23 protein-coding genes are annotated in these 26761 nt (G+C 64.0%); 10 read left to right on the forward strand and 13 right to left on the reverse strand.

Translation table 11 applies throughout. The annotated features are described in order from the left end of the window. Positions 1-18: 18 nt before the first annotated feature. A complete protein-coding gene (locus BMW89_RS28035; RefSeq protein ID WP_244547706.1) occupies positions 19-525 on the forward strand; it encodes a GNAT family N-acetyltransferase in 507 nt (168 codons plus the stop codon). On the opposite strand, the gene BMW89_RS28040 is transcribed toward BMW89_RS28035, so the two are convergent. Next, a complete protein-coding gene (locus tag BMW89_RS28040; protein ID WP_092031676.1) occupies positions 522-1478 on the reverse strand; it encodes an alpha/beta fold hydrolase in 957 nt (318 codons plus the stop codon). The two genes, BMW89_RS28035 and BMW89_RS28040, sit on opposite strands and share 4 nt — an antisense overlap. 152 nt (positions 1479-1630) lie before the next feature. On the opposite strand from BMW89_RS28040, the gene BMW89_RS28045 reads away from it, so the two are divergent. The 9 genes from BMW89_RS28045 to BMW89_RS28085 all read left to right on the forward strand — a co-directional run bounded on the left by BMW89_RS28045 (position 1631) and on the right by BMW89_RS28085 (position 11325). Beyond that, positions 1631-2893, forward strand: coding sequence for a D-alanyl-D-alanine carboxypeptidase family protein (locus tag BMW89_RS28045; RefSeq protein ID WP_177196367.1), 1263 nt, complete (start codon positions 1631-1633; stop codon positions 2891-2893). Between the two features lie 2 nt (positions 2894-2895). Continuing rightward, the gene (tmk, locus tag BMW89_RS28050) at positions 2896-3582 is read left to right on the forward strand and encodes a dTMP kinase (protein ID WP_092031180.1); all 687 of its coding nucleotides are present in this window, start codon (positions 2896-2898) and stop codon (positions 3580-3582) included. Then, positions 3579-4625 (forward strand): DNA polymerase III subunit delta', encoded by a 1047-nt coding sequence (locus tag BMW89_RS28055; RefSeq protein WP_092031183.1) that lies wholly within the window; start codon positions 3579-3581, stop codon positions 4623-4625. Before tmk ends, BMW89_RS28055 begins: the two co-directional genes overlap by 4 nt. A gap of 44 nt (positions 4626-4669) precedes the next feature. Beyond that, positions 4670-6661: a methionine--tRNA ligase gene (metG, locus tag BMW89_RS28060; RefSeq protein WP_092031185.1), complete on the forward strand. Its 1992-nt coding sequence runs from the start codon at positions 4670-4672 to the stop codon at positions 6659-6661. 12 nt (positions 6662-6673) lie between these two features. Further along, positions 6674-7450: a TatD family hydrolase gene (locus tag BMW89_RS28065; protein ID WP_092031187.1), complete on the forward strand. Its 777-nt coding sequence runs from the start codon at positions 6674-6676 to the stop codon at positions 7448-7450. Between the two features lie 13 nt (positions 7451-7463). Next, positions 7464-8261, forward strand: coding sequence for an MBL fold metallo-hydrolase (locus tag BMW89_RS28070; protein ID WP_092031189.1), 798 nt, complete (start codon positions 7464-7466; stop codon positions 8259-8261). A gap of 144 nt (positions 8262-8405) precedes the next feature. After that, entirely contained in the window at positions 8406-8993 is a 588-nt protein-coding gene (locus BMW89_RS28075) for a TRAP transporter small permease (protein WP_092031679.1), read from the forward strand. 2 nt (positions 8994-8995) lie between these two features. Next, entirely contained in the window at positions 8996-10309 is a 1314-nt protein-coding gene (locus BMW89_RS28080) for a TRAP transporter large permease (RefSeq protein ID WP_092031191.1), read from the forward strand. 38 nt (positions 10310-10347) lie between these two features. Next, the gene (locus BMW89_RS28085) at positions 10348-11325 is read left to right on the forward strand and encodes a TRAP transporter substrate-binding protein (RefSeq protein WP_092031193.1); all 978 of its coding nucleotides are present in this window, start codon (positions 10348-10350) and stop codon (positions 11323-11325) included. Between the two features lie 45 nt (positions 11326-11370). Here the strand turns inward: BMW89_RS28085 and BMW89_RS28090 are convergent, their stop codons facing one another. The 12 genes from BMW89_RS28090 to BMW89_RS28145 all read right to left on the reverse strand — a co-directional run bounded on the left by BMW89_RS28090 (position 11371) and on the right by BMW89_RS28145 (position 26654). Then, positions 11371-12783 carry an autotransporter outer membrane beta-barrel domain-containing protein gene (locus BMW89_RS28090; protein ID WP_143062846.1) on the reverse strand — a complete coding sequence of 471 codons (1413 nt, stop codon included), beginning with the start codon at positions 12781-12783 and terminating at the stop codon, positions 11371-11373. A gap of 240 nt (positions 12784-13023) precedes the next feature. Beyond that, on the reverse strand, positions 13024-14685 hold the full coding sequence (locus BMW89_RS28095) for an acyl-CoA synthetase (RefSeq protein WP_177196368.1): 1662 nt from the start codon (positions 14683-14685) through the stop codon (positions 13024-13026). Between the two features lie 21 nt (positions 14686-14706). Further along, on the reverse strand, positions 14707-16596 hold the full coding sequence (locus BMW89_RS28100; protein WP_092031200.1) for a TRAP transporter large permease: 1890 nt from the start codon (positions 16594-16596) through the stop codon (positions 14707-14709). A 15-nt stretch (positions 16597-16611) separates the two neighbouring features. After that, positions 16612-17631 carry a TRAP transporter substrate-binding protein gene (locus BMW89_RS28105; RefSeq protein WP_092031203.1) on the reverse strand — a complete coding sequence of 340 codons (1020 nt, stop codon included), beginning with the start codon at positions 17629-17631 and terminating at the stop codon, positions 16612-16614. Positions 17632-18144: 513 nt separating this feature from the next. Next, on the reverse strand, positions 18145-19806 hold the full coding sequence (locus tag BMW89_RS28110) for a carboxylesterase/lipase family protein (protein WP_092031206.1): 1662 nt from the start codon (positions 19804-19806) through the stop codon (positions 18145-18147). Positions 19807-19936: 130 nt separating this feature from the next. After that, positions 19937-21682: an FAD-dependent oxidoreductase gene (locus BMW89_RS28115; protein WP_092031208.1), complete on the reverse strand. Its 1746-nt coding sequence runs from the start codon at positions 21680-21682 to the stop codon at positions 19937-19939. Positions 21683-21701: 19 nt separating this feature from the next. Next, a complete protein-coding gene (locus BMW89_RS28120; RefSeq protein WP_092031211.1) occupies positions 21702-22520 on the reverse strand; it encodes a sugar phosphate isomerase/epimerase family protein in 819 nt (272 codons plus the stop codon). After that, entirely contained in the window at positions 22520-23176 is a 657-nt protein-coding gene (locus BMW89_RS28125; RefSeq protein ID WP_092031213.1) for a hypothetical protein, read from the reverse strand. The genes BMW89_RS28120 and BMW89_RS28125 overlap by 1 nt, the downstream gene beginning before the upstream one ends. 16 nt (positions 23177-23192) lie before the next feature. After that, positions 23193-23675 (reverse strand): type II 3-dehydroquinate dehydratase, encoded by a 483-nt coding sequence (locus BMW89_RS28130; protein ID WP_092031215.1) that lies wholly within the window; start codon positions 23673-23675, stop codon positions 23193-23195. A 32-nt stretch (positions 23676-23707) separates the two neighbouring features. Continuing rightward, positions 23708-24988 (reverse strand): TRAP transporter large permease, encoded by a 1281-nt coding sequence (locus tag BMW89_RS28135; protein WP_092031218.1) that lies wholly within the window; start codon positions 24986-24988, stop codon positions 23708-23710. A 61-nt stretch (positions 24989-25049) separates the two neighbouring features. Continuing rightward, positions 25050-25559, reverse strand: a complete 510-nt coding sequence (locus BMW89_RS28140) for a TRAP transporter small permease (RefSeq protein WP_092031220.1) — start codon at positions 25557-25559, stop codon at positions 25050-25052. A gap of 75 nt (positions 25560-25634) precedes the next feature. Continuing rightward, positions 25635-26654, reverse strand: coding sequence for a TRAP transporter substrate-binding protein (locus tag BMW89_RS28145; protein WP_092031223.1), 1020 nt, complete (start codon positions 26652-26654; stop codon positions 25635-25637). Positions 26655-26761: the final 107 nt, after the last annotated feature.

The raw sequence follows: 26761 nt of genomic DNA on the forward strand, positions 1-26761 counted from the left end.
GACGGGATGATTGACGGCATGCCGTTTGACATCGTCCCGAGCAATCCCGGTCTGACGTTGCGGCCGGCAAGCCCGACCGATGAGCCGTTCATCCGGCGTCTCTTTCGCGAGGTGAGATCGGAGCAGCTTGGGCCAGCGGGCCTGCCCGGGCCGATCCTCGATCAGGTCATCGCGCAACAATTCCGCAGCCAGGCCGCCGGCTACGCCGCGCAATTTCCGGACGCGGTCTCGTTGATCGTCATGCAGCGAGCGACGGCCATCGGCCGTCTCCTGCTTCATCGCGCAAACGAGCATTGGCACATCATCGACATCGCGCTGCTGCCCGCTGATTGCGATCACGGCCATGGCACGGAGATATTCGACGCTCTCGAAGCGAGCGCACTGAAGCGGGGTATCGGGGCGCTAACGCTCTCGGTGCTGTTGACCAACCCGGCGGCGCGCCGGTTTTACCTGCGGCGCGGATTTGTCGAGATCGGCGAGGCGGGCGCCGCGCACATCGCGATGAGGAAGGATCTCGCCGTCTAGCGCGACGATGCCTCGCGCAAGAACCTCAGCAGCGCCGCATTGACCTCGTCGGGCCGCTCCTGCTGCACCCAATGGCCGGCGCCCTCGATGATCAGCTTGCGCTTGAGATTGGGCAGGACGCGCTCCAACTCGTTGACGCGCTTGGCGCCGATCAGGCCGGTGATGACGGCGTCCTTCGAACCGGCAATGAACAGGGAGGGCTGGTGGATCTGCGCATCCTGCCAGGGCGCCGTCAGCTCCCAATTGCGGTCGAGGTTGCGATACCAGTTCAGCCCGCCGCGAAAGCCGGACTTGCGGAAGGCCTCAGTGAAGGTGGCGAGATCGGCTTCGCTGAGCCAGGCGGGCAGCGGCTCCTCGGGGGTGCCGTGGCCGAGAAAGCCCTTGCCGTCCTGCACGAACATGGCGGCGCTGGGATCGGCGAGCCCGCGGCCGCCGAGCACGATGCGCATGGTGCGGGCGACGTCATGCTCGAGCTCGGCTTCGGCGACGCCAGGGGTCTGGAAATACTGCCAGTAGAAATTGGTCACGCCGCCCTGGCGCAGCAGGTCGAGCGGTTTGCCACGGCCGCGGAACGGCGGCGGTACGCTGAGGCCCGCGACCGCCGTGAAGATGTCGGGCCGGAACAGCGCCGCATGCCATGCGACCGGCGCGCCCCAATCGTGGCCGACCACCATCGCCTTGGTCTCGCCGAGTGCCTGCACGAGGCCGACGATGTCACCGACCGTGTCGAAGATCGAATAGGCGTTCACCTCAGCCGGCGCCGCGCTCTGGCCGTAGCCGCGCATATCGGGGGCGACGACGTGGAAGCCTGCGTCGGCGAGTGCCACGATCTGGTGGCGCCAGGAATAGGACAGTTCCGGCCAGCCATGGCACAGCACCACCAGCGGACCCTGGCCGGCCTCGCGGATGAACAGATCGATCCCGTTGGCCTTGATCACGCGGGTGGACGACATCGCTTTTCCGCCTTGTTTCAGGGGTTTGGTCCGCAAACATGAGGTGCCACGATAGGGGCGCGGCGAGAATCGTGCAATCTCAGGGGATGCGGCCAACCTCGTGTTGTTCGTGCCGGTTCCAACTGTTAGAACGCCGCTCTCAAGGCTTGGCCATGGCATTTCGTCTCTCTCCGCTTCGTCGCGACCGGCTCACCGCCGGAGCGCTGGTGCGCGGGCTGATCGCCGCCGTCCTGGTGGCGGGCATCGGCTGGGGCGGGGCGCTCTACGCCGCCAACCAGAGCGTCCAGGGCGCCAAGAAGACGGAAGAGTCCGGTTTTGACGGCGACGCGCCGACCGCCATTCTGATCGAGGCCTCCAGCGGCAGCGTGCTGTTCGAGAAGAACGCCGACGAGCTGCGGGCGCCCTCCAGCATGATGAAGCTGATGACGGCGGAGGTCGTCTTCAACGCCATCAAGAAGGGCGACGTCAAGCTCACCGACGAATACCGGATCAGCGAGAACGCATGGCGCAAAGGTGGTGCGCCCTCGGGCGGCTCGACCATGTTCGCCGCCATCAACAGCAAGGTCTCGGTCGACGATCTCCTGCACGGCGCCATCATCCAGAGCGGCAACGACGCCTGCATCGCGCTGGCCGAAGGCATCGCCGGCAACGAGAAGATATTCGCCTCCGATTTCATGACCAAGCGCGCCCGCGAGCTCGGTATGCCGAAGTCCACCTTCGGCAATTCCAACGGCCTGCCTGATCCCGGCAACAAGATGACGGTGCGCGAGCTCGGCATCCTCGCCCGGCACGTCATCCTCGACTTCCCCGAATTCTACAAACTGTTCGGCGAGAAGGAGTTCACCTGGAACAAGATCCGCCAGCCGAACCGAAACCCTCTGCTCAATTCGATGGAAGGCGCTGACGGCCTGAAGACCGGGTTCACCAAGGAAGGCGGCTACGGCATGGTCGGCTCTGCCGTACAGAACGGCACGCGACTGATCGTCGTCATCAACGGGCTCGAAGACCCCGAGGATCGCGCCACCGAAGCCAAGAAGATGCTGGAATGGGGCTTTCGCAATTTCGAGACCCGCACGTTGATCGCGGCCGACCAGCCGGTCGGCTACGCAAAAGTGTTCGGCGGCGAGAGCCGTTCCGTGAAGCTGGTGGCGAAAGATCCTGTGAAGGTGATGGTGCACAAGAGCGGCGGCGACAAGCTGATCGCGCGCGTGGTCTATAGCGGCCCGGTGCGGGCGCCTGTCGAGGCTGGCCAGAAGGTCGGCGTGGTCAAGGTCTGGCGTAGCGGCAATATCGCGGTGGAGACACCGGTCTATGCGGCGGATGCTGTTGGCACCGGCTCGACCATGCGCCGCGCCATCGACGGCGCCAGCGAGCTCGTGATCGGCATGTTCCGCGCGGGCGCCGAGAAGCTCTGATCATGAGTGAAAGCGCGGGACAGCGGCGGTCCGGACGCGGACGCTTCATCACCTTCGAAGGCGGCGAGGGGACGGGCAAGTCGACCCAGATCAAGAAGCTTGCCGACAGGCTCAAAGCCGCGAAGCTTCGTACCCTCGTCACGCGCGAGCCGGGCGGCTCGCCCGGTGCCGAGATCATGCGCCATCTGGTGCTGTCGGGGATGGGCAAGCTGCTCGGGCCCGAGGCCGAGACGCTGCTGTTCGCGGCCGCCCGCGACGACCATGTCCGCACAATGATCGAGCCCGCGCTCAAGCAGGGCATTTGGGTGCTGTGCGACCGTTTCGTCGACTCGACGCGCGCCTACCAGGGCAGCCTCGGCAGCGTCCCGGTCGGTCTCATCAATGCAATGCAGCGGGTCACGATCGGCGATCTCAAGCCGGACCTCACCATCATCCTCGATTTGCCCGTCGAGATCGGCCTCCAGCGCGCCGCTGTACGCCGCGGCAGCGGTACGCCTGACCGGTTCGAAAGCGAGAAGCTCGGCTTCCACCAGGGCCTGCGCGAGGCCTATCGCAAGATCGCGGCGGACGAACCTTCGCGCTGCGTGCTGATCGACGCCAATTCCGATCCGGATACGGTGGCCGGACGAGTCTGGAGCGCACTGCGCGAGCGCCTGCTTCCGACGCCAGCTTCGGTGGTGTCGGTATGAGCCCGCGCAAGGCCGAGAGCGAGAGCGCCATTCCGCATCCGCGCGAAACGAGACATCTGTTCGGCCATCGCGAGGCCGAGACGGCGCTGCTGACGGCTTATCGCAGCGGGCGCATCCCGCATGCCTGGCTGATCGGCGGGCCGCAGGGCATCGGCAAGGCGACGCTGGCCTATCGCATGGCGCGCTTCGTGCTCGCCCACGGCCGGCCGATGGCGCCTTCCGTGCAGAGCGCCGAAGACCTCGCGATCGATCCTGATGACGCCGTGGCGCGCCAGGTCGCAGCCGGCTCGCACGGCGGCCTTTTGACGCTGGAGCGCACCGCCAACGACCGCGGCGTGATGCGCACCGTGATCACCGTGGACGAGACGCGCGAGACGATCGGCTTCTTTGGCTCGACCGCTGCGGCGGAAGGCTGGCGCGTCTGCATCGTTGATACTGTCGACGAGCTCAATCCGAACGCGGCCAACGCGCTGCTGAAGATCCTGGAAGAACCGCCGCAGCAATCGCTGTTCCTGCTGGTGAGCCACGCGCCGGCACGCGTGCTCGCCACAATTCAGTCACGTTGCCGCAAGCTGCGCCTGCGGCCGCTCGGGACGGACGAGGTGATCGGCGCGGCTGCTGAAGCGGCCGGTCTCGCTCCGACCGACCTCGCCCTGCGCGAGGCGGCGGAGGCCTCCGAGGGCAGCGTCGCGCGGGCGCTGACGCTGCTCGGCGGGGACGCGTTGAAACTCCAGCAGCGCACGGCGTCGCTGCTGGCGCGACTGCCACAAGTCGATCCGCGCGAGTTGCACACGCTCGGCGAATCGCTGGGGACCAGCGACCGCGTCGCACTCGCGGCCTTCATCGACGGCATCGATCGCTGGATTGCCGAACGCCTGCATGCGGACGAGGCCAACGCCAACCAGAACCTGCCGCGCCTTGCGCGCCTAGCTGAGGTATGGGAAAAGATCGTCCGCGCCGCGCGCGACACCGAAACCTACAATCTGGAGCGAAAGCCCTTGGTTTTCTCGGTGTTCGGCTGGCTGGCGGACGCAACGCGCTAGGCGCATTCGTTTCCAAATTTGAGAAGTCGGTAAAGGAATTCGTCGTGGCAACGCGAGCTAAGAAAACCGCTAAGGGCAAGAGCAGCAAGAAGAAGGCTGCAAAGAAAGCCACGAAGAAGGCTGCGAAAGCGCTCGCGCGCAAAGCTGCCAAGACAGTCAAGAAGACGGTCAAGAAGGCGACCGCCAAGAAGGGCGTGAAGAAGAGCACCGCTAAGACGTCAAAGAAGGCCGGCAAGAAGGTTGCGAAGAAGCAGGTCGTCGCCAAGAAGGCCCCGAAGAAAAAAGCCGCTGCGAAGCCAGCCAAGGCTCCAGTGAAGAAGGCTCCAGCGAAGAAGGCAGCCAAGAAGGCAGCCGCGCCTGCTGTGATTGCCGCGCCGGCTCCTGTCGCCACGCCGCCGAAGGTCGTGAAGCCGAAGGTGTCAAAACCCAAAGCGCCGCCTGCACCGAAGCCGTCGGTTGCACCGAAGGCCGTTGCGCCCGTTGCTGTCCCTGCGCGCGACAACGCTTTCTACATCACGACCGCGATCGCCTATCCCAACGGCAGCCCGCATATCGGCCACGCCTATGAGGCGATTGCGACCGACGTGCTGGCGCGCTTTGCGCGGCTCGACGGCAAGGACGTGTTCTTCCTGACCGGCACCGACGAGCACGGTTTGAAAATGGTCCAGACCGCACAGAACGAAGGCCTGACGCCGGCCGCGCTCGCAACCCGCAACGCCGCGCGCTTCAAGGAGATGGACGAGCGTCTGAACGTGTCGTTCGACCGCTTCATTCGTACCACCGAGGAGCAGCACCATCGCTCGACCCAGGAGATCTGGCGGCGCATGGAAGCGAACGGCGACATCTATTCCGACATCTACTCCGGCTGGTACTCGGTGCGCGACGAAGCCTATTACGCCGAGGACGAGACGCGTCTGAACGACGACGGTGTGCGCCTCGGCCCGCAGGGCACGCCGGTCAGCTGGGTCGACGAGAAGAGCTACTTCTTCCGCCTCTCGTCCTATCAGGACAAGCTGCTCAAGCTCTACGAGGACAAACCGGATTTCATCGGGCCGGACTCGCGCCGCAACGAGGTGGTGAGCTTCGTCAAAGGCGGCCTGCGCGATCTCTCGATTTCGCGCACCACCTTCGACTGGGGCGTGAAAGTGCCCGGCGACGAAGAGCACGTGATGTATGTCTGGGTCGACGCGCTGACCAACTATATTACCGGCGTCGGTTTCCCCGACGAGAGCGACAAGAACTGGGGTTATTGGCCGGCCGACGTGCACATCATCGGCAAGGACATCATCCGCTTCCATGCGGTGTACTGGCCCGCGTTCCTGATGTCGGCCGGCATCCCCGTGCAGAAGCGAGTCTACGCCCACGGCTTCCTGTTCAACAGGGGCGAGAAGATGTCGAAGTCGGTTGGCAACGTCGTCGATCCCTTCAACCTCGCCGACCAGTATGGCGTCGACCAGATGCGCTATTTCTTCCTGCGCGAGGTGCCGTTCGGACAGGACGGCAACTACAACCACGAGGCCATCGTCGCGCGCATCAACGCCGATCTCGCCAACGACCTCGGCAACCTCGCGCAGCGCTCGCTGTCGATGGTCGCCAAGCAACTCGGCGGCGTGCTGCCCGAACCCGGCGCGTTCAGCGACAACGACAAGGCGATTTTGGCGATGGCTGACGGCATGCTGGCGGCGAGCCGCGAGGCGATGGCGACGCAGCAGATCCATCACTGGCTCAACGCCGTGTGGGCTGTGGTCGCTGAGGCCAACCGCTATTTCGCGGGCGAGGCGCCGTGGGCGCTCGCCAAGACCGATCCTGCCAGGCAGAAGACGGTGCTCTATGTCACCGCCGAGGTCGTGCGCCAGATCGCAATCCTGGCCCAGCCGGCGATGCCGACCGCATCTAGCTTGCTGCTCGACAGCCTCGGTATCCCCGCGAGCGAGCGCAATTTTGCGTCGCTCGGCGGCGGCAAGCGCATCGCGCCCGGCTCGACGCTGCCGGCGCCGACGCCGGCGTTCCCGCGCTACATCGAGCCGGCAGCATAGGGCGTTTGGACAATGCTGGTCGACAGTCACTGCCACCTGGATTTTCCGGACTTTGCGGACGATCTTGACGGGATCGTCTCGCGTGCGCGTGCGGCCGGCCTTACGCGCATGGTCACGATCTCGACGCGGGTACGAAAGCTCGATCAGCTTCTCGCCATCGCCGGGCGCTTCGACGACGTCTATTGCTCGGTCGGCACTCATCCGCACAATGCGGATGAGGAGGACGGCATTTCGCCGGATGAGCTGATCGCGCTGACGCAGCATCCGAAGGTCGTCGCGCTCGGCGAAGCCGGGCTCGACTATTTCTACGACGACGGCTCGCCCGAGGCGCAGGCGAGGGGTTTTCGCGCCCACATCGCCGCCGCTCGCGCCACCGGCCTGCCGCTCGTGATCCACACTCGCGAGGCCGATGAGGATTGCGCCCGTATCCTGGAAGAGGAGGCGGCCAAGGGATCGTTTAACGCCGTGCTGCATTGTTACACCGGCGGGCGCGAACTGGCGCTGAAGGCGGTGTCGCTCGGGCTCTATATCGGCTTCACGGGAATCCTGACCTTCAAGAAGTCGGAGGCCCTGCGCGCGCTCGCGGCTGAATTACCGTCGGACCGTATTCTGGTTGAAACAGACTCGCCCTATCTTGCACCCGGCAAGTTTCGGGGCAAACGCAACGAGCCGGCCTATGTGGTTGAGGTCGCCAAAGTGCTCGCCGAAACCCGCGGCGTGTCGCTCGATGAGATCTCACGCCAGACCACAGAAAACTTCTTCCGCCTGTTTTCCAAGGTGAAAGCTTGAGACTGGAAGCCGCATGACTCTGACGCTGACGATCCTGGGTTGCGGCTCCTCCGCCGGCGTGCCGCGCCCGGCGCTCGGCTGGGGCGCCTGCGATCCCAATAACCCAAAAAACCGCCGCCGCCGCTGCTCGATGATGGTGGAAAAGACGTCAAGCCACGGAACCACGCGCATCGTGATCGACACCTCGCCCGATCTGCGCGAGCAACTGATCGACACCAATGTCGATCATATCGACGCGGTGTTCCTGACGCACGAGCACGCCGACCAGACCCACGGCATGGACGACCTGCGCTCGGTCGTGCTCCACATGCGCAAGCGGATTCCAGTCTATTTCAACCAGTCGACCGCGAAAGACATGATGGCGCGGTTCTCCTATTGCTTCATCTCGCCCGAGGGCAGCGACTATCCGCCGATCCTCAGCCGGCATTCGATCGAGGCCGGCGAAAGCCAGGTCATCAGCGGCAAGGGCGGCGACGTCACCATGACTGCCTTCCTGGTCCAGCACGGCCAGATCCCGGCACTCGGCTATCGCATCGGCAACGCCGCCTACACGCCCGATCTCAACGACATCCCGCCCGAGAGTTTTGGCGCGCTGGAAAACCTCGACCTCTGGATTGTCGACGGCTTGCGCTACCAAAGCCACTCCAGCCATTTCAGCATCAGTGATGCGCTGTCCTGGATCGAGCGCTTCAAGCCGAAGCGCGCGGTCATCACCAATATGACCGCCGACGTCGACTACGAGGTGATACGGCAATCGCTGCCATCAGGCGTTGTGCCGGCTTACGACGGTATGCGGCTGGAGACGCACTGAGCCTATCCAGTGGAAATTTGCCGCAAGGCGGCATGCTCCTTGCTTTCGCGAGCCCCATCGTGTTGGTCTAACGTCTGAAGGACAGGCGTTGGCAGGTGGCGATAATCAAGCTTGATTGCGCCGCAGGATGAGGATGGGGGCCGCGTGGCAGGGCACGGCGATGACGTAAATTCTGTTGGACCGGTCCGGCGCGCTCTGGATCTGCTTTACCTCGGCTCGGGCATCGCGGCCGGCGTGTTCATGGTCGCGATCTTCGCCATCATGATGGTGATGTCGGTCGGGCGGCAGTTTGCGCTCAACATTCCGGCCGGTGATGATTTCGCATCCTGGTGCATGGCGGCGATGGCTTTTCTCGGCCTCGCACACACCTTCAAACGCGGCGAGATGATCCGCGTCGGCCTGCTGCTCGAGCACCTGCACGGGCGGACCAAGCAGATCGCGGAGATCGTGGCGCTCGGGATTGCGACCGCCTTCATCCTCTACTTCACCCGGCATGCGTTGCAGATGACGTACGATTCCTGGCGCTTCAACGACGTGGCTCAAGGTGTCGTCGCGCTTCCGCTCTGGATTCCCCAGCTCGGTTTCGCCGGCGGCCTCGTGATCCTGTCGATCGCGCTGATCGACGAATTGGTCAATGTCGTCGGCGGCAATCGGCCGAGCTACGAGAAGGGTTCGCCGGACGAGACGCCGGAAGAATTCGTCGAGCGCATCTCGCAGGGCGGCGGAGGTTGAGCATGGCCAATCTCGGCATGATCGAGCTCTCCTTCGTCCTGCTCGGCGTCATGATCCTGCTGCTCGGAAGCGGCGTCTGGATCGCGGTTTCGCTCGGGCTCGTCGGCTTCGTGGCGATGGCGCTGACCACGAGCCTGCCGCTCGGCTCGGTGCTTGCGACCACCACCTGGAGCGCGAGCTCGTCCTGGACGCTGGCTGCGCTGCCGCTGTTCATCTGGATGGGCGAGATCCTCTTCCGCACCAAATTGTCGGAGGAGATGTTTCGCGGCCTGTCGCCCTGGGTGCAGTGGCTGCCGGGACGGCTGACGCATGTGAACGTGATCGGCTGCGGCATCTTCGCGGCGGTGTCGGGGTCCTCGGCAGCAACTTGTGCGACCATCGGCAAGATCGCGTTGCCCGAGCTCGACAAGCGCGGCTACGACAAGGGCCTGAGTCTCGGCTCACTCGCTGGCTCCGGCACGCTCGGTCTGCTGATCCCGCCCTCGATTCCGATGGTCGTCTACGCCGTCACGGCAAACGTCTCCGTGCTTCAGGTGTTCCTCGGCGGCTTCCTGCCGGGTGTGCTCGTGATGGTGCTCTATTCCGGCTACATCATCATCTGGTCGCTGTTGAACCCGAGCAAGGTCCCGCCGCGCGATCCACCGATGTCGTTCCGCCGGAAGCTGCAGGAGTCCGCCAAGCTCGCTCCGTGTATGCTGCTGATCCTCGCCGTCTTCCTCTCGCTCGTGCTCGGCTTTGCGACCGCGACCGAATGTGCGGCCTGGGGTGTCAGCGGCGCGATCGTGCTGGCGTGGTGGAGCGGCACGCTGACGCGCAAGAACTTCCTCGAAAGCATCATGAGCGCGACGCGTCTGACCTGCATGATCATGCTGATTCTGGCGGGCGCGGCCTACACCACGGCGGCGATGGCCTATACCGGAATCCCTGCGGCGCTCGCCACCTGGGTGCAGGGGCAGCAGCTCACGCCCGGCATGCTCGCGCTGTATCTGAGCATCATGTACATCATCCTGGGATGCCTGATCGACGGCATTTCGATGATTGTGCTGACGGCCGTCATCGTGCTGCCGATGGTCAAGCAGGCCGGCCTCGATCTGGTCTGGTTCGGCGTCTATCTCATCATCCATGTCGAGATGGCGCAGATCACGCCGCCGGTCGGCTTCAACCTGTTCGTGCTCCAGAACATGAGCGGCCGCGACACCTTTACGGTTGCGCGCGCGGCATTTCCGTTCTTCGTGCTGCTGCTGGCCGCTGTGTTCATCATCACCGAATATCCGCAGATCGTGCTGTATCTGCCAAAACTCGCTTTTCCCGATTGATCCACCAGCCTTTGATTTTGACCGTGAGGAGAAGTCCGATGAAGTCTCGTTTCGTCCGCGCAAGCCTGATTGCCGGCGCCATGCTGGCCGCAACGCCGGCTTTGGCCCAGACCAAATGGAATCTGCCGGCGGCATATCCCTCCGACAATCCGCATTCGGAGAACCTGGTCGCCTTCGCCAAGGACGTCGACGCTGCGACGTCCGGCAAGCTTCTGATCACGGTTCATCCGGGAGCATCGCTGTTCAAGGCGCCCGACATCAAGCGCGCGGTGGTGACCGGACAGGCGCAGATGGGCGAGGTCCTGCTGTCGATCCATGAGAACGAGGATCCGATCTACGGCGTGGACGTCGTGCCGTTCCTTGCGACCAGCTTCCCCCAGGCGATGAAATTGTATCAGGCGTCAAAGCCGCTGATCGAAAAGAAGCTGGACGCGCAGGGTCTCAAGCTCCTGTTCGTCGTGCCGTGGGCGCCGCAGGGCGTCTATGTCAACAAGCCGCTGGCCACGATCGAGGACATGAAGGGGCTGAAATGGCGCGCCTACAATGTCGGGACTGCGCGCATCGGCGAGCTGGTCGGCGCCCAGTCGGTCACCATCCAGGCGGCCGAGCTGCCGCAGGCGCTTGCGACCGGCGTCGTCAACTCGTTCATGTCGTCGGGCGGCACCGGCTACGATTCCAAGGCCTGGGAGTCGCTGAAATATTTCTATGACGTGCAGGCCTGGATCCCGAAGGACTACACCTTCGTCAACAAGGCTGCGTTCGAGGCGCTCGACAAGCCCACGCAGGACGCCATCCTGAAGGCCGCCGCTACCGCCGAGACGCGCGGCTGGAAGGCCTGGGAAGATAAGGCCAGCTGGTATCTCGATCAGCTCAAGGCCAAGGGCATGGCGGTCGAGGCACCGAGCCCGGCCCTGAAGGCCGGCTTCCAGAAGGTCGGCGATCAGCTCACCGCCGACTGGCTCAAGAAGGCCGGCGCTGACGGCCAGGCGGTGGTCGACGCTTACAAGAAGATGTGACGGAGCCTGGCGGCGCGAGCGGGCAGGGTCCGCTCGCGCTTCCTATCACCACGCGTAGCGCAGCACGGCTTTGCCGGTGTAAGAGCGCATCAGGCTCGACACCTCGCTGTCGAAGTTCGCCGAGGCGGACCAGCCGTTCACGGCGCGCAGCTCGACTGCGATGCCGGTCAGCGCTGCGTTCGGCGCGAACGCCATACCGCCCGCGACAGATCCCTGACCGGGCAGGGACTGGAACGCCGTCGGGATCGATTGCCCCGCGCTGAAATCGTGCGCCCAGGCGAGCCGTCCGCGCAAATTCACCACGCTTCCCAGCAAGGCAAGCGACGTGCTCGTGCGCAAGCCGAGCTCGGTGCGGCTATCCGTAAAACTGTCGCCGCCGGTCGCGGCCGAGAACGCATTGGCTCCATCAGGCGGATGCGCCGCATTGGTGGAGGAGGGCAGGCGGAAGGTGGTGACCTGCGCCGCTGCGTAGGGCGTGATGCCGAGCCAGCGCGCGGCAAAACGATAGCCGCCTTCCAGACGGCCGGAATAGGCGTTGGCGTTGACCGCCGCGGCAAACTGATCGGAGCCGGACGGCGTCACCGGATGATCGTTGCTGATGGCTTGCCAGCCATAGGCGAGACCGGTCGCGACGTAGGCCGATCCGATTGCATGCCGGACGAAGGCGCCGGCCTGGAATAGATCGGAGCGGCCGCTGGAAAAATTGTTGGCAAAGCCGGTGCCGCCCCCGGCCAGCGCAAAGCCCATTCTGGTCTGCGGCGAGAGCGAATAATCGGCGCCGACCACGGTGCCAAAACTGCGGCTGGTCGAGCCGGCGTTTCCGGTCGAGATCTGCGAGCCGCCAAAGCCGGCCGCCCAGACGCTCCAGTGCGGAGCTGCGAGCGAGGGTCTGCCGTAGATGGCTCCATAGGCCTCGCGGCCGATGCCGCCATGCGTTGGGTCATTGCCCATATCGGTGTAGGCGGCGAGCTCTGCGTCGAGTTCGGCCGGGCCGATGCCGCGACCATCGATGGCGGGATCGAGCATGGCCTGGGTGAATTGCGTCATCGCCAGAAACGTCGCTTGCGCCGTCTCGGTATGCGTGGCGCTATCGGAGCCGCCGCCAAAGGCCTGCCGCATGCCGAACCGCGCCGCGCCGGCAAGGCCCGGGGGCTCGGCGTTCCAGCCATAGTTCGGCTGCGGGCCGCCGGCGCCACCACTGCCACCACCGAACGGCGCTCCACCAAAACCGGAGGCCTGCGGGCCGCCGAACATGGGGCCACCCATGCCGCCAAAATTGTTGCCACCGCCGAAATTATTGAAACCGTTGCCGGGCGCGTTCGGACCCGGGGGGCCAAAATTCTCGGCGCCCCCGAACGCGCCGAACTCGCGGACGGCTTGCGCTTCTGCCGCGCGCGGCAGCAGCAGTCCGGTCATCAATAGCAGCAGCGCCAGACGCGCACGCACGTCTGTGCTCACGACACCAACCGCATGAAGCGCCCCAACAGCGCCGGTCGCCAGCCGCGCAGCCTGCGCGGCGAATCATGTGGAATCAGCGAATCCGACGAAGCTGAATCGTAAATGCGTCTCTAATGTTTTCCAATCTTTTCTTGTCGTGTCCCGACGTCGTCAAACCCACGCAATCGGTTTCAGGACAGCACAGAACGACCGTACAAACACGGCGTTTGTTTCCAAATATTTCTGGTGTCGCGACAGAGCTCAGGCCGAAATCGCCTTCGCCGAGCCCACTTCATTGCGCAGCAGGAATTTCTGGATCTTGCCTGTCGACGTTTTCGGGATCGGTCCGAACATGATCGCCTTCGGCGTCTTGAAGCCGCTCATATGTGAACGGCAGAAGGCGATGATCTCGGCCTCGGTCGCGCTGGCGCCGTCCTTCAGCTCGACGAAAGCGCAGGGCACCTCGCCCCATTTCGGATCGGGCTTTGCGACCACTGCCGCGAACAGCACGGCGGGGTGCTTGTAGAGGATGTCCTCGACCTCGACGGAGGAGATGTTCTCGCCGCCGGAGATGATGATGTCTTTGGAGCGGTCCTTGATGATGATGTAGCCATGCTCGTCGAGCACGCCGAGATCGCCGGTGTGAAACCAGCCGCCTTCGAAGGCATCCTTCGTCGCCTTCTCGTTTTTCAGATAGCCCTTCATCACGATGTTGCCGCGGAACATGACCTCGCCGATGGTCTCGCCATCGCGCGGCACCTGTTGCATGGTCTGGGGATCGATGACGGTGACGCCTTCCTCGAGCGGGTAGGGCACGCCCTGCCGCCGCTTCATGCTGGCGCGCTCGGCGGCAGGCAACTCGTCCCAGCCGGGCTGCTCGGCGCAGACGGAGGCGGGGCCGTAGACCTCGGTCAGGCCGTAGACATGCGTGAGCTTGATGCCGATGTTTTCCGCGCCTTCCAGCACCGCGACTGGCGGCGCCGCACCCGCGATCAGGCCGACGACGCTGCGCGCGGCATTTCCCTCCGACGTTTCTTTGGGCGCGTCAGGCGCGTTGATCAGCGTGTTGTAGACGATCGGCGCGCCGCACATGTGGGTGACGCCGTGCTGCTTGATCAGCGCGAAGATTTTGGTCGGCTCGACCTTGCGCAGGCAGACATTGATGCCGGCGGCGGCCGCAATGGTCCAGGGGAAGCACCAGCCGTTGCAATGAAACATCGGCAGCGTCCAGAGATAGACCGGATGCTGGCCGAGTTGGCCTGCAAGGATGTTGCTGACGGCGTTGAGATACGCACCGCGATGATGGGTGACGACGCCCTTGGGATTGCCCGTCGTGCCCGAGGTGTAGCTCAGCGCGATCGCGTCCCATTCGTCGCTCAGCGGGATCGCAGTGAAATCAGGGTCGCCTTGTGCGAGCGCCGCCTCGTATTCGATCTCGCCGATGCGCTTGCCGCCGTTGAAGGCGGCATCGTCGACGTCGATCACGAACGGTTTTGGCCCGCTCATCTGCGCCAGTGCGTCGGTGATCACGCCGGAAAATTCGGGATCGACCAGGATGACCTTGGCGCCGCCATGATCGAGCTGGAACGCGATCGAGGGCGCATCGAGGCGGATGTTGAGCGCGTTGAGCACGGCGCCGCTCATCGGCACCGCAAAGTGCACCTCGTTCATCGCCGGGATGTTCGGCAGCATCGCCGCCACGGTGTCGCCGACGCCGATGCCCTTGCCGGCCAGATACGACGCAAAGCGCCGGCAGCGCTCGTATGTTTCGCGCCAGGTGAAGCTGCGGCCTTCGTAGACGGTGCTGACATGATCGGGATAGACCGCGGCGCTGCGCGCGAGGAAGCTCAGCGGGGTCAGCGGCACGTAGTTGGCTTGCGTCTTGTCGAGGCCGATATTGTACGGGTTCTGCCGCTCACTCATCGACATCCTCCTTAAACCGCGTCAAAGAAATCCGATCGAGATCCAGGGGAAGACCGCGACAACGATCAATCCCACCAGCAGCGCCAGCAGATAGCCCCAGATCGGCCTGATGCCCTCGGCCGGGTCGACGCGTCCGATGGCGCAGGCGGCATAATAGCCGACGCCGAACGGCGGGGCGAATAGCCCGATACCCATGGCCAGAATGATCACCATCGCATAGTGCACCTCGTGCACGCCGACGGCGCGGGCGATCGGAAACAGCAGCGGCCCGAACAGCACGATCGCCGGGATGCCCTCCAGCACGCTGCCGAGGATGGTGAAGGCCAGGATGGAGACGGCGATGAAGGTCGCCGCGCCCCCCGGCAACCCCGTCATGGCCGCCGCCAGCGAGCGCGAGAAGCCGGATTGCGTCAGGCCCCAGGCCATGCCGGTGGCCGTGCCGATGATCAGGAGGATCGCGCCCGACAGCGCGGCGGTCTCGACCAGCATCGGAAACAGCCGCCGCCAGTCGAAACGGCGGTACACGAGGAGGCCGACCAGGGCGCCATAGACGATGCCGATGGTGGAAACTTCGGTCGCGGTGGCGATGCCCTCGACCACGGCGTAGCGGATCACGAAGGGCAGCGCGAGCGCGGGCAGGGCGACGATGAAGCTCTTGCCGATCTCGCCGGCATTGGCGCGGCGGACATGGCTCATATCCTCGTGGCGATAGCGCCACCATACCAGCATGCAGAGCGTGACCGCGAGCACCACGCCGGGCAACAGGCCGCCGGTGAACAGCGCCGCGATCGAGACGCCGGTGACCGAGCCGATGGTGATCAGCACGAGGCTCGGCGGAATGGTTTCGGTCTGGGCGCCGGTTGCCGCAAGCAGCGCGACGAGGTCGCCGGGCTTGGCGCCGCGCTGCTTCATCTCCGGGAACAGCACGGGCGCGACCGCAGCCATGTCGGCGGCCTTGGCGCCAGATATGCCTGAGACCAGATACATGGCGCCGACCAGCACGTAATGCAGGCCGCCGCGGACATGCCCGAGCAGGCTCGCCAGGAACGCCACCATGGCCCGCGCCATGCCGGTCATCTCGATCAATAGCCCCAAAAATACGAACAGCGGCACCGAGAGCAGGATGAGGTGGCTCATGCCCTCGTCCATCCGCCCGACCAGCACCATGACAGGCGTGCGCGTCGTCAGCGCCAGATAGCCATAGATCGCAAGGCCAAAGCCGAACGCAATGGGAACGCCTGCAAAGACGCAGAAGCCGGCGACGCCGACGAAGAAGATGACGAGGTTGAGATTGCCGAGCGGCCGCAGATATGGCTGCGCCAGCCAGAACAGGCCGACGATGATGGCAACGGTTATCGCGGCCGTCAGCACCATGCGGACATCGGCGGCGCGCAGCAGCCGGAGCAATGCGAACACCGCCATCAGGCAGATGCCGGCCGGCAGCGCTGCGGCGCGCCACATGTTGGAGATCTGGAGCGCCGGCGTGGTGATGAAGCTTTCCTCGTAGGCGTATTCGGCAGACGGCCAGACGATCAGCGCCAGGAACGCCAGCGCCGCGCAGGTCGCGACCAGGTCGAGCCAGGCGCGCGTGGCCGGCTTGGTGCTCGCGACAATCGCGGTCATGCGCATGTGCTCGGAGCGGCGGAATGCGACCGCCGCGCCCAGCATCGCCAGCCACAGGAACAGGATCGAGGCGAGCTCGTCCGACCAGATCAGCGGCCGGTGCACGCCGTAGCGCGCGACCACGCCGGCAAACAGGATCACGATCTCGGCGACCACCAGGATCGCCGCCGGGATCTCGACGGCGAGGCCGAGGATGCGCTCCGTTGAGGCCAGCAGAGAGGATCGGCGAGGGGGCTGAACAGCCACCTCGCCCACCACTTCGGTCACCTGAACCTCGACATGAGCCATGACGGCTCCAACGCGTTACGACAGCTTGCCGACGGCCTTTTCCAGTAGGTCCCAGGCCTGATCGCCATATTTGCCCTTCCACTCGGCATAGAAGCCGGCGGAACGCAGCTTGTCGCGGAACGGCGCCACCGTGGGCTGGTTGAACGTCAGGCCCTTGCCCGCGAGCTCCTGCTGGAGATTGGCGTTGAGCTTGGCGGTATCCTCACGCTCCTTGATCGCGGCGGCGTTGATGTTCTTGGCGACGATGGTGCGCACGTCCTCCGGCAAAGCGCTCCAGGCCTTGCGGTTGGCCAGGAACCAGAAGCCGTCCCACATGTGGTTGGTCAGCGAGCAGTACTTCTGCACCTCGTAGAGCTTGGCGGTCGAGATGATCGCCAGCGGGTTCTCCTGGCCCTCGACGATCTTGGTCTGGAGCGCGGAATAGACCTCGGCGAAATTGATCGAGGCGGGCGCGGCGTCGAACGCCTTGAACATCGAGGTCCACAGCGGCGACACCGGCACGCGGATCTTGAAGCCCTTGAAATCGTCAGGCCCGGTGATCGGCCTGGACGAGGACGTGGTCTGGCGGAAGCCGTTGTCCCAGATCTTGTCCATGACCTCGAGGCCGGCTTTCTTGATCTCGCCGCGGACGAAGCCGCCGAGGTCGCCGTCCATGGCCTTCCAGACCGTGGGATAGTCCGGGAACGCGAAGCCGATGCCGTTGATCGACGCGGCCGGCACCAGGGTCGACAGGATCAGGCCCGACAGCGTGAAGAACTCGACGCCGCCGGAGCGGATCTGGCTCAGCATGTCGGTGTCGGAGCCGAGCTGGTTGTTCGGGAAGATCTGGAGGTCGAACTTGCCGTTGGTCTCGGCCTTGATCGCCGCCGCCATCTCCCGGGCGCGCACGTTCAGCGGATGGGTGTCCGGCAGGTTGTTGGCGTATTTGTAGGTGAACTCGGCGCTCTGGGCGCGGGCCACATGGGGCGCGCCAATGCCGCCCAGGACCGCGGTCGCGGCAGAGGCCTTGAGAAGCGTGCGTCGGGAAAAGCTCATTGGGTCTGCTTCCTCGGAAGTTTGTTTTTTGTTGTGAGACGCAAACCTATAGGACGGAAAGTCGGAAGGTCATCTGCGATCTCGCGAAGCTCCGCTTATTGCAGCCGGACAACGTCACGGCAATATCGGCTTTCGCCACATGCGCCGGATTCAAAATGCGAAAAACAACCCCATGCACAGTAGCCGTCAAGAGCTGGCAGGACGGTCGAGGGGCGAACTGGAAACGGCGCCAGAGCGAAGGCACGGTGGCAGGAATTCCACCTAAATATTTGATCTGATTGTATATAAATATATTCCATAATATACCTTATGCGAATCCGATATATGGCCATACAGCGGCCACGGCAGTCGGCCGGCACCGCCCTCAAGCGCGTTGGCGGTCGCATTGGGTTGACGACGCGCCGTCCGAGGCGCCTCGCCCCTCAGCAACTGCCTTCCCGGAATCACGGGCGCCACCTGCCCCCGGCGGCGCGTCGGAAGCCGCAAGCCAGTCAGCCGCAACCGGGAGCAAGGTCATTCGTTGATGCCGTAGAACGTCATCTCGTAATCGTGGAACAGCGCGTTTCGTCGCTCGGCGCTGGTGCCCAGATATGGCGAGGCGCTGGTCGCGCTCGTCGACGTCTCGGCGAACGACAGATAGGCGCCGTCGTTGGCCCGGCTGCTCCTGGGCCATGTCGGCAGGCCGACGCCATTGGGGTCGCCTGCCTTCACGAAATTGGCCCACATCGTCGAGGCCTGTTCCGCCAGTTCGAAATCGTAAGGCGCCCACTGGCGCTGGCCGGGCTCGTTCCGGAGCGAGTTGAAGGTGTACCAGAGGTCCGACGAATGCCAGGCGCCGTAGAACTCGCGGTCGCGTCCGGGCGTCGGATGATCGAAGTAATAGACATAGACCTTGCTGGAGGGGTTTCTGGCCGTGAGAAGCGCGCCGGCAATCCGGTTTTGTTCGAGCAGCAGGTCGGCCTGGGCCTTGAGATGCTGGCGGTAGGCATCGCGCGGCGTCGAGGCCGGATAGAGCTTCTCGAACGCATATTTGGTGTAGAGCGCCTCGCCGAGAAGCTTCTTCCAATAGGCATGGAAGGCCGGGATTTCCATGACCTTGTCAGGGGCACCGTCCAGCGCGGTCCGCTCGTCTGCGACCGTGCCGACAATGACGTCAATGCCGTTGAGGGCGCCCTCCTTCAGCAAATCGACCGAGTCTGCGGTCAGGACGGTGCCGTCGATGACCGCATACATGTTGCTCGTCACCGCATACATCTCATCAATTCTGGCCGGATCCCTGTAAAATTCCTCCGCGGGCAGCTTCCTCAGATCGTCCAGGCTCTTGCCGGGAAAGTATTTCTGGAAGACCGGGGCGGCAGCGTTGGTCTTGTCGGCAAGCGTCAAATAGTTCGGCTTGCCCGGCTGCGCCATCACGGTCGGGCTGGAGTGCATGATGGCGCGCTGAAACAGGCCCTTGGCCAGCGGCGTTGAGAGAATGCTTCTGACATTGCGCGATCCCGCCGACTGGCCGGCAATCGTCACCCTGCCCGGGTCGCCGCCGAACGCCCCGATGTTCTTGTTCACCCATTTCAGCGCTTCCACGGCGTCCAGGATCGCAAAGTTGCCAGCACCCTGCTCGCCCATGCCCGGCAAAGCGAGAAAGCCCATGATGTTCAATCGATAGGCTGCCGAGACGACGATGATGCCTTTGGCCGCGAGCCTCGACGCGTTGAACTCGACCTCGGAATTGTTGCCGTGGCGGTTGCCGCCGCCGTGGTAGTAGACCATCACTGGCAGCGCGCCGGTCGCGGGTTTCGTGGGCGCCCAGATGTTCAGATAGAGACAGTCTTCGCTATCCCTGGGGTCCTTGGACGGATCCCAATAATATTCGTTGAAGTAGAAGCTCCCCGGCGGATTGGCGCTGGCAAGCTGGTAGCACCGGTTGGGCCAGGCCGAGCTGTCCCTGATGCCCGACCACGGCACGACCGGCTGCGGTGCCTTCCACCTGTCGGCGCCGACCGGAGGCGCCGCGAACGGCACCGCCTTGTAGATGGTGACGCCGGCGACGTCGGAAGGCCCGCCGACGATCTTTCCGCCTTCTATCGAGATTGGGGAATCGGCGATCTCCGCCGCGGCGGACGAAACGATCAGTCCTGCCAGTGCCGCAACGGACAGCATTCTGCTGAGCTTGTTCATTCGTTTCCTCCCATGCGCCCGTTCTTGGTTTGCTGTCCAGATTGGACCAGTCAGGTCGCAAGCACCAATGCCGTATCGGAATGATTTGAAAACTAAACGGCATGTCCGGAATGTCGGCCGGCTGTGCGCTCTAGCGCGGCGTCAGCAGTTCTGGAAACCTGCGCAGGGCCCCTGCAGCATCCATCGCAGCACACCATCCGAAAACCATGGCCGGGCCGATCATCGTGCCTGGCCCTGGATAAGTGCCGCGGAAGATCGAGGCTGAATCGGCTCCGACTGCGTACAGTCCGGACAGGATCCTGCCATCACCAGACAGGACACGGGCGCTCGAATCCGTGCGCAAGCCGGCGCTGCTGGCGAGATCCGACGGCCATACGGCGACGGCGTAATACGGACCCGGGCCGATCCGCCGCAAACAAGGGTTCGGTTTGCTGTTGGGATCGCCATTGAACCGGTTCAATTCGCTCGCGCCGCGGCCGAAATCGTCGTCGATCCCGGTTTCGGCATAACGATTGTACCGCTCGACGGTCTGGACAAGCTGGTCGCGGTCGACACCGATTTTTTGCGCGAGCGCTGCAATCGTTTCGCCCTCGGTCAAATAGTTGGCCTGCAGGAACCGGGTCAGGTCCTTGCTCCCGGGATGAACCATCCCGATGCCAAAATCCCCGATGAAGGCCCGGTCGCAGATCAGGAAGGCCGTCGCAGTCGACGACGCTGACGCATTCGAACGCAGCATCGCCGCGACGAAGTCATGATAGGAATCGGCTTCATTCACGAAACGGCGGCCCGATGTGTTGACGGCAAGCAATCCCGGCTTGGCGCGATCGAGCATGATGTGCGGGAACACCGAGAGATGGCCGTCCGCTTGCGTCATCACCGAGCTCGGCATCCACAAGGCTGGACTATCGAGATCGTGCTCGACGACCGCGCTGACGCGCTCGGCCGCCAAAATGCCGTCTCCCGTGTTGGATGATGGCGTGAGCGAATAGCGCCGCGCGACCTCCGGAAACAGCCGTTCGCGAAGGTCGCGGCTCCAGCCGATGCCGCCGGTTGCCAGCACGACGCCCTTGCGGGCGCGTATCCTCACCTCTCCGGCCGGAGACGTGAGGACGGCACCGACGATGTCGTCGCCTTCGCAAATGATCTCACGAAGTCCGGTCTCAAATCGCAAGCCGACGTCGGCGCGGCGGACGCTGTCGAGCAGTCTTGCGACCAGCGCATTGCCCATGATCAGGCGCGTCCCGCGCCTGTGACTGATGCGATCCAGCGCATGCCGGGCGAGAAGTCCCACGGCGTGCCGAAAATTGGTCCAGTTGCGGAAGGGAGCCAGCAGCGCCGGAATGTCCGCCTTCCCGACCATCATGCCGCCGAGAACCATGAATTCGCGGCGTGGCGGCCTGACCCGGACGAAATCGTCGCCGAGCTTGCGGCCGTCGAACGGAACGGCTCCGAGCGCGCGGCCGCCGATCGCGGCGCCCGGAAGGTTTTTGTAGTCGGGGTGGACCGCGGGCGCCGCGAAACGGACGCTCGTTTTCTGCTCGAGATAGTCGAGAACGATCGGGCCCGCCCTAAGGAACATCTCCACGCGTTGGTCGGTCGCGTGCTCGCCGAGCATCGCGGCGAGATAGGTGCGCGCGGCCTCGACCGTATCGGGCGTTCCGACGCGCTGCCCTTGCCGGTTGCCAGGGATCCAGACGGTGCCGGCGGAGGTCGCGGTCGTGCCGCCCACCATGTCCGACTTTTCGCACAGGACGACATTGAGCCCTTCGAGGGCGCCGACCAACGCTGCCGTCATGCCGGCCGCGCCTGCGCCAACGACCAGGAGATCGGTTTCGACGTCCCAGGGGCGATCGACTTCGCGATCGGCTTGCGGCATCCCGAGCCACCCTTCTCTGTTACGAAGCCGCGCGCGCCTTCTCGACCACGGCCCTGCCCGCCGCGAGTGCCCGACGCGCCCGCGTTTCGGCATCGACGGTTTTGGCCAGCTGAACGGTCGGAACCTCGATGCTGACGGTCAGGCTGTCCGGCATCGCCTTGGTCAGGCCGACGAGATCGATGCCGCCCTCGCCCGGAAACATCCGTTCCTCGCGCGCGGCATGGATCAACTGCTCCGTCGGCGCCGGGCGTTCGGCCGGACCGTCGCAGAGCTGCCAATAGTGAAGCCGCTCGACCGGGATGGTGCGGAGATCCGCAAGCGCGCTTTGCGATCGATCGAAATGCAGCGCATCGACCAGAATGCCGGCTGCGGGATGGTCGACCTCGCCAACGATCCGCATCGCGGTTTTCAGGTCCGGAACGTTTGTCCAGGGCATGAATTCGAGATCGGACGTCAGGCCATAGGTCGCGGCCGTTTCGCAGAACTGCCGGTAGCGGTCGGAGAACCGCGCCAGATCGGCATCGTAAGCCGCGACAAGAATATGCCTGGCGCCGAGGCGTGCGCCGGTCTCGAAGAATGGCGTGAACGAAGCGACGTCCGTCTCCGGCCTGAACGCAACGACCTCGAGATCGGCCACCGTCACGCCGGTTGCCTGTAACCGCCGCAGCGTCTCGCGCAGGAGCGTCGCATCGTCCATCAGGCGATATGCAATTCCGCCAGGCGTTGCCGGCAGCAACCTGAGCCCGACCTTCTCATAGCCGCAGCGCGCCGCCAGTTCGATCATCGCGGGCGGCGCGAGATCGAGCACTGTCAGCGCTGCGAGCGAGAATGTCGCCATCAGCCAAAATCCGCGATGCGGGCATCGAGCGCAAACATGCCCTGATAGACTTCCGGCTCGCTCGCGCGGTCCAGGATTTCGGGCGCAATCGCACGCGCCTGCTGCAAGGCGGCTTGCAGCGAAGCGGTGTCGAGTGCCTCGATCAACAGCAGCCCTGCGAAAAAGCCCTCGTCTTTCCGCATGCCCTTCTCGGCCGTCGGCACCGATGTCCGCGCCGCGTCGGTCGCGCCGATCTGCACGGCGGCAACGCCGTCGCACGCAACAAGCGCCTGGGCCAGTTTCTCGGGGTCTGCGGGCAATGTCTCGATCCGCAGCGCCATGACCGTGGCCCCCTCGCCCCGCCCTGCCCGCGCGAGCATGACGCCCCCGCCCCGCATGAAATTGCCGAGCTTCGGCATGATGCGCTGCGACCACGGCGTCGGCGCGTTGAGGCGCGCCATGTAGGCCTCGCCGTCGAGGACCTCGGGCGTCTCGAGCTCGTACAGGATGAAGAAGCGGTTGATGTCGTCCCTTGCCGCGCGGAACACACGCGTTGCCAGGAAACCCCTGGTCGTCACGCGCTCGGTGGTGTGCTCGCGCGTCAGCCAGTGCCGGTAATCGGTCAGATCGTGTGCCTCGACGTCGCTCCAGATCGCCAAAAATCCCGCGCCGCGCATCCCGTTCTCCTTAAACTTACGTCTTGAGCCCATGGAGAGCCGGCAGGATCGTGTCAGGCAATTGTCCGAGCTTCTGGACGGCCGCCAGCATTGCAGCGAGATAGCCGTAAGGGCCCAAACCGCAAATCACCGACGTGCAGGCACCCGACGTGATCGAATGGCGATGCAGCTCGTCGCGCGCGTGGATGTTCGAGATATGCAGCTCGATCTTGATCCCCTCGAAAATCTTCAGCGCGTCGATCAGCGCGATCGACGTGAAGGAATAGCCCGCCGGGTTGATGATGATGGCATCCGAATTGCCATGCGCGGACTGGATCAGGCCGACAAGCTCGCCCTCCATGTTGGACTGGTGGAACGAGATCGAGACGCCAAGCTGGTCGGCGAGCGCCTGGCAGCTCGCCTCGATCTCCTTCAGCGTCGTCCGGCCGTAGATGTGCGGCTCCCGGATGCCGAGGAAATTCAGATTGGGTCCGTTCAGGATCATGATCTTTGCGGCCATTTTGGTCCTTTCTTCTGTTGTGTCCGATGCAACTAGCCGCCGAACCACTTCGCCGGGATCGTCACCAGCCCCGGGAACAGGACCATCGCCAGCAGGACCACCAATTGCGCGATCATGAAGGGCCAGACGCCCTTGATGATCTCCTCCATGCTGATCCTGGAGACACCACAGACGACGTTTAACACGATCCCGACCGGCGGCGTGATCAGGCCGATGGCGTTGTTGATGATGAACAGGACTCCGAAATAGACGGGGTCGATGCCCGCAGCCTTGACGATCGGCATCAGGATCGGCGTCAGGATCAGGATCGTCGGCGTCATGTCGAGTGCGGTGCCCACGATCACCACCACGACCATGATCGCGAGCATCAGCAGCGTGTTGTTGCCCATGAACGGCTTCAGGAGAGTCACGACCTGCGCGGAAATCTCGGACACCGTGATCAGCCAGGACGACACCAGCGCTGCCGCCACCAGGAACATCACGATGCTCGTCGTCACTGCGGAGGAGACGAAGACGTCATAGAGCTGCGACAGCTTCAGTTCGCGATAGATGCAGGTCGCCACGAACAGCGAATAGACGGCGACGACCACCGCGGCTTCCGTCGGCGTGAAGATGCCGAAACGCAGGCCCACTACGATGATGACGGGCAGCATCAGCGCCCAGAACCCATCAACGACGGCTTTCACGATCTCGGACAGTGAGGCTCGCGGCGGCGGCGTCAGGTTCTCTTGGCGAACCACCCATGCCCAGGCCAGGCACAGGCCCGCCCCGAGCAAAAGCCCGGGCACGATACCTGCCAGAAACAGCTTTGAGATCGAGACGCCGGCAGCGACGCCGAAGATGACGAACCCGATGCTGGGCGGAATCACGGGGGCGATGATGCCACCCGCGGCCACAAGACCCGCCGCATAGGATTTCTTGTGCCCTGCCGCCACCATCATCGGCACCAGCAGAGCTGCAAGCGCCGCGGCGTCGGCTGCGGCCGAGCCCGACAGCGAGGCGAGAATGCAGGATGCCAGGATCGTGACGTAACCAAGTCCGCCGCGGAAATGCCCGACCGCAACGAGGGCGACATTGACGATGCGCTTGGCGAGGCCGCCCTTGTTCATGATCTCGCCGGCGAGCATGAAGAACGGAATGGCCATCAGCGGGAAGCTGTCCGCGCCGTTGATGATGTTCTGTGCCACGATCTGGGCGTCGAACATGTCGATCGTCACCATCAGCGCGACGCCGCAGACGATCAGTGCGAAGGCGATCGGCATGCCCAGCGCCATGGCGCCGAGCAGCGAGAAAGTGAAGACGGCGATCGTCATGGCATGATCCTGGTCGATTGCAGGATGTGAGGGCCAATGGCTAAGATTTGGTGCTGCGACATCAGTGGTCTTCCGATTCCTTGACGGCCACCATCTCGGCTTCGCCGGCCTGCCCGGTGAGCACGCGGAAGAGGTCGTGGAGAAGGATCACCCCGGCCGACACGCCGAAGACCACGCCGACCGCGTAAAAGATGCCGAGCGACAGACCGGTTGCCGGCGCGCGATCGTCGATGTTGATGATGGTCTGGCGCCAGCTGCCGGAGAGCAGCAGCCAGTCGGCAAACAGCATCAGGCAATAGTTGATGACAAAGCAGATGCGCTTGCCGTAGGCCGGGAGCATCCGGACCAGGCTATCGACGCCGAGATGGGCGTGCTCGCGCAGCGCGACGATGGCGCCGAGGAAGGTCAGCCAGACCAGCAGCCAGCGCGACATCTCCTCGGAAATCGTGATGCCGGAGTTGAAGCCGTAACGAAGAACCACATTGCCGAAGACCAGGACCACCATGACCGCGAGACACGCGGCGATGACGGCTTTCAGGAACGTGCAATAGAGGTCGAGAGCTCGCGCCATGCGTGACGTCCGGGCGAATGAGGAGGACGAGCCGGCCAATGGCCGGCTCCGCCGCCTGCGTGATGAGGAAGTCGGTTACTTCACGTCCTTGCGGATGCGCTCGACTTCGTCGTTGAAGAGCTTCACGGTCTCGGGACGAAGACTGGCTGAAATCTTGTCCGCGACCGGCTGCGCCGCCTTGCGCATGCGCTCGGTCTCTTCGGGAGCGATCGCGTTGTACTTCATGCCCTTGGCCTGCAATTCCGCCAGGGCCTTTTCAGTCTGAAGACGCGTCTGCTCTTTCTGATAGGGGCGGCTCTCTTCATAAGCCTCGCGCATCAGCTTCTGCTCGGTCGGCGACAGCTTGTCCCAGAACATCTTGCTCACCAGAATGATGTTCAGGGTGAAGGTGTGGTTGGTGGCGGAGACATATTTCTGCACTTCGTAGAATTTGTTGGAGAGAATGACCGTGTAGGGATTCTCCTGGCCGTCCACGGTGCGGGTCTCCAGCGCCGAATACAGCTCGCCGAAAGCCATCGGGACTGGATTGGCCTTAAAGGCACTGAAGCTTTCGAGATAGACCGGGTTCGGAATCACGCGAAGCTTGAGGCCGCTGAAATCCTCGAGCTTGGTGATCGGGCGGGTGCTGTTGGTGACATTGCGGAAGCCGAGGCCCCAATAGCCGAGACCGATTAGCCCCTTCGACGGCAGCGTATCGATCATCGCCGTGCCGAATTTGCCGGTCGCAAGCGCGTCGGCCTGCTCGGTCGTGTTGAAGAGGAACGGGAAGTCGATCAGGCCGAACTCCGGAACGACCGTTGCGAGCGAGGTCGTCGAGGCCGACAGCATCTCCTGCGTGCCACCGCGTAGCGCGGATTGCTGCTGCAATTCGTTGCCGAGCTGCGAGGCCGCGAACTCGCGGACCTTCATCTTGCCCCCGCTCTTCGCCAGCAGGATCTCGGCAAACTTCTGCACGCCGAAGCTGACGGGGTGATCGGTGTTGTTCAGGTGGCCCCACCTGATCGTCCGCTCCTGGATGTCATCGGCGGCGGATGCGCCGACCGTCAGCGCCACGCAGATCGCCGTCGCAGACAGCGCCCGTACCAACAAGCTCATCGTGTCCTCCCTTTTCCCTAGGGCACGAACGGCGGCTTAAGCGCTTGTTTCTCGTACCCTCAGCTTATTTACACATCATACATATATTTCAATGTCAAAGGACAATA

Source organism: Bradyrhizobium sp. OK095 (genome assembly GCF_900109945.1).
Taxonomy (GTDB): domain Bacteria; phylum Pseudomonadota; class Alphaproteobacteria; order Rhizobiales; family Xanthobacteraceae; genus Bradyrhizobium.